Origin of the sequence: Streptosporangium canum, from assembly GCF_900113865.1 — a bacterium.
GTDB classification, from domain to species: domain Bacteria; phylum Actinomycetota; class Actinomycetes; order Streptosporangiales; family Streptosporangiaceae; genus Streptosporangium; species Streptosporangium canum.
On sequence record NZ_FOQY01000079.1, the window covers coordinates 1 to 2,990 of the forward strand.

The window sequence follows — 2,990 nt, forward strand, 5'->3', positions numbered from 1 at the left end:
ACGCGGCAAGATCCCCATCGTGGCCGTGACCGGCAAGGGCTACGGCCGCGTGTGCCTGGCCGGATTGGTATGCGCCAAGCCCGGGCAGCGCACCCGGTTGATGTACCCGGATGCTGCTGCGGCGTGGCCATCCCGGGAAGGTCAGGGGCTTTGGCTCGTAGCGGTTCGCGGCGCTGCTGGACGCCGCTCACCAGCAGCTCGACGGCCCGATCGTGCTGGTGTGGGACAACGACCGCCACCACCTGTCCCGGGTGATGCGCGCGATGATCGAGGCCCGCCCGTGGCTGACGGTCTTCCAGCTGCCGTCTTATGCGCCGGAGCCGAATCCGGCTGAGGGGGTGTGGTCAGCGCTCAAGCGGGCCCTGGCCAACCTCGCCCCGCACGACATCGATGAGCTCGCGGCGATGGTCGCCACCAAGCTCAAGCGGATGCAGTACCGGTCCGGGCTGCTGGACGGCTTCATCGCTCAGACCGGCTTCATCCTCGAACCGCCGTAACGTCAGCCCTTCAAGCTCAGATGCACCATGCCCGCCGATTACGGCCGTGACGGCCGACATCCGAGTGGCGGAGCGGCGTGTCCGGCCACGAAGAACCGAAACGTGACAATAAAAATGCATTCAATCACGCTTCGCAAGCATCTCGCAGATGAAAACGGATTATGCCTCCAAGCCCACAAAGAGGACTCCAATAACTTCTCTATCACGGACAGTCCGGAAGATCAATGTCTTGATCCATTTGGATGCATAAAATAGCATCAAAACGCCAGATACGGGAGGCGATTCCCGGTCACCTCGGTAGCCGGGAAATCAAACCGAGAGAAAGGCGAACCGGGATGAATCCAAAAAGATTGGCCATGACGGCGGCATCGGCCGTGCTGGCCGCGGGACTTATCACAGCAGGCGCCGCGACACCGGCGTCCGCCGATTCCTCGTGCTCGACATCCTATTTCTGCGTCTGGAGCTCCCCGTATTACAGCGGCGTCGTTGGGCGAACCACGGTGGCAATCCCGGAGTGGCACCAGGCCGGGGGAAACTGGCCGACGCTGACCTGGAACGACAGGTCATATAAGAATCGATTCCAAACTCTCGCATGGGTTTGCGTCTACATCTCAGACTATAGTGGTCCGACGGTCTGGGTTGCCGCAGGAGACAGCATCGACTATGTGACGGATCCCGACATGGAGGCCGCCACGGGTGACGCGCATCGCGGCCGCAGCTCTGGACAAAGTTGCTAAAAAGAAGACGAAAGGGATCGATGATGAGTAGGAGCTTTCACAAGATTGCCTTCGGCGGCATCGCCCTTGTCGCCGTCGCGATCGCGACGGTTTCCGGCGGCAATTACCTCCTGTCAACTGCCAACGCCGGAGACACCTCGCAGAGCCGCGCCGCGGTCGTCACTCCGCTCGCGAACCACGACCCGAAGGTGCGGGAGGCGCTGCTCGCCCTGTTCTCCGGGTCGGCGACAAGATATGCGGCGCAAGAGGAATTAGTGCAACGCTGCATGAAGAAACGTGGATTCACCTACGTCCAAAACCCCTCTTCGGCGACGGACGTCGCCCCGACCCTCGGCGAGGATCCCTACGGCCTCACGGTGGAGCAGGTGCAGAGAACGGGCTACAAGTCCGCGGAGAACGCCGGAGACTCCCCGGGAGAAGTGGACCGATCAGGTATCTCGAAGCTCTCGGAAGAGGAGCAGAAGCGGTGGGGCGAAGCGTTCTTCGGTCGTGACGACGCCCCCGAGATAAAGGCAGACCTACCGGGCGGAGGAAGAGTGGGGACGACGAGTGAGGGATGCCTCGCCGAAGCGAGGGAAAAGCTCTACGGCTCGCTGAGCGATTACGTGAAGTTGACTTACCTGGCCGGAAATCTTCCGATACGGGCCAGGCGGGAGGCGTCGTCGGACGCCGACATGACGCGTATCGATTCCGCGTGGTCGTCGTGTATGGCGAGCAAGGGGCACTCCGGCCTCAAGAATCCGGATGCGGCGAGAGGCAGGTCGCTGGAGTCGCACCGGCGGCTCGGCATCGGATCGGACGAGGCGCGCGCCCAGGAGATCTCTCTCGCCGTCGCGGACGCCGAGTGCGAGAAGACGACAGACTACGCCGCACAGCGAATCCGGATCGAGGACCGTTATTACGAGAAGATGCTGCAGAAGTTCGCCAAGGAGCTGGCGGACGCCAGGAAGATGAACGCCTCGGCCCTCCTGCATGCGAAGGAGGCGCTGGGGGCGCGGTGAGAGAAGGATCTCCGCCCACCGGACTCTGTGACCGCGTCGTCGTGCCGGCGCAAGGCCCCCCGTGCCCGTTCCGACGGCGCCTCCTCGGCGAGATCGAGGGCACGCCGTACGGGTCTTCCCGGCCAGAGGGCACGACATCGTGAACGAGTGCGGCGGTCGCCTCCTCCTGTCCCCGGAGGCGACCGCCGCACTCGGCCGTACAGCCCCGCGACACCGCTCCTTCCGGGACGCCGCCTCAGTGGACGTTCCCGCGCCTCATGAGACGGACGACAGGACCTGACGTCGGCGCGCAACCGGTTCGGCCCGTGCGCTCGAAGACAGGGGCAGGAATGGCCCGTAACGCGTCGAGTTCCTCGTTCATGGCGTCAAGGAAGGCGGCCACGGTGCGCAACTCCTCCGGGCTGAAACGCCGCAGGGCGTTGTCCGTGCTGCGGCCGAGCGGGCGGAAGAAGGCCGCGGCGAACTCCTTGGCCGTGTCGAGGTAGTGCAGGTGGACCACGCGCCGGTCGTGCGCGTCGCGGACCCGGCGGATGTGCCCGGCGCGCTCCAGCCTGTCGAGGCACGTGGTGACGGCGCCCGAGGTGAGGTTCAGCTCCTCCCGGAGCCGGCTCGGGGTGATCGGCGAGGGGGCGTCGAAGATCTTGACGAGGGCCTGAGCGCAGCGATCAGATCGGCGATGCGGGCCAGGGTCCAGCGCTGGTCCTCGGCGTAGCCGTGTGCGGCCGGGCCCCGCGCCAGCTCGGCCCTCAACCGAG

At 64.9% G+C, this 2,990-nt stretch carries 4 protein-coding genes; 3 read left to right on the plus strand and 1 reads right to left on the minus strand.

Annotation, left to right across the window (positions count from 1 at the left end; translation table 11 throughout):
• Nucleotides 1-176 precede the first annotated feature (176 nt).
• From BM085_RS42440 to BM085_RS42450, 3 genes are all read left to right on the plus strand, one after another.
• Entirely contained in the window at nucleotides 177-497 is a 321-nt protein-coding gene (locus BM085_RS42440) for a transposase (protein WP_281249923.1), read from the plus strand.
• 356 nt (nucleotides 498-853) lie between these two features.
• A complete protein-coding gene (locus BM085_RS47685) occupies nucleotides 854-1,234 on the plus strand; it encodes a peptidase inhibitor family I36 protein (protein ID WP_425443300.1) in 381 nt (126 codons plus the stop codon).
• 23 nt (nucleotides 1,235-1,257) lie between these two features.
• Nucleotides 1,258-2,235, plus strand: coding sequence for a hypothetical protein (locus BM085_RS42450; protein WP_143121346.1), 978 nt, complete (start codon nucleotides 1,258-1,260; stop codon nucleotides 2,233-2,235).
• Between the two features lie 235 nt (nucleotides 2,236-2,470).
• On the opposite strand, the gene BM085_RS42455 is transcribed toward BM085_RS42450, so the two are convergent.
• On the minus strand, nucleotides 2,471-2,990 hold a 520-nt coding region (locus BM085_RS42455; protein WP_143121347.1), incomplete at its 5' end, for a MarR family winged helix-turn-helix transcriptional regulator.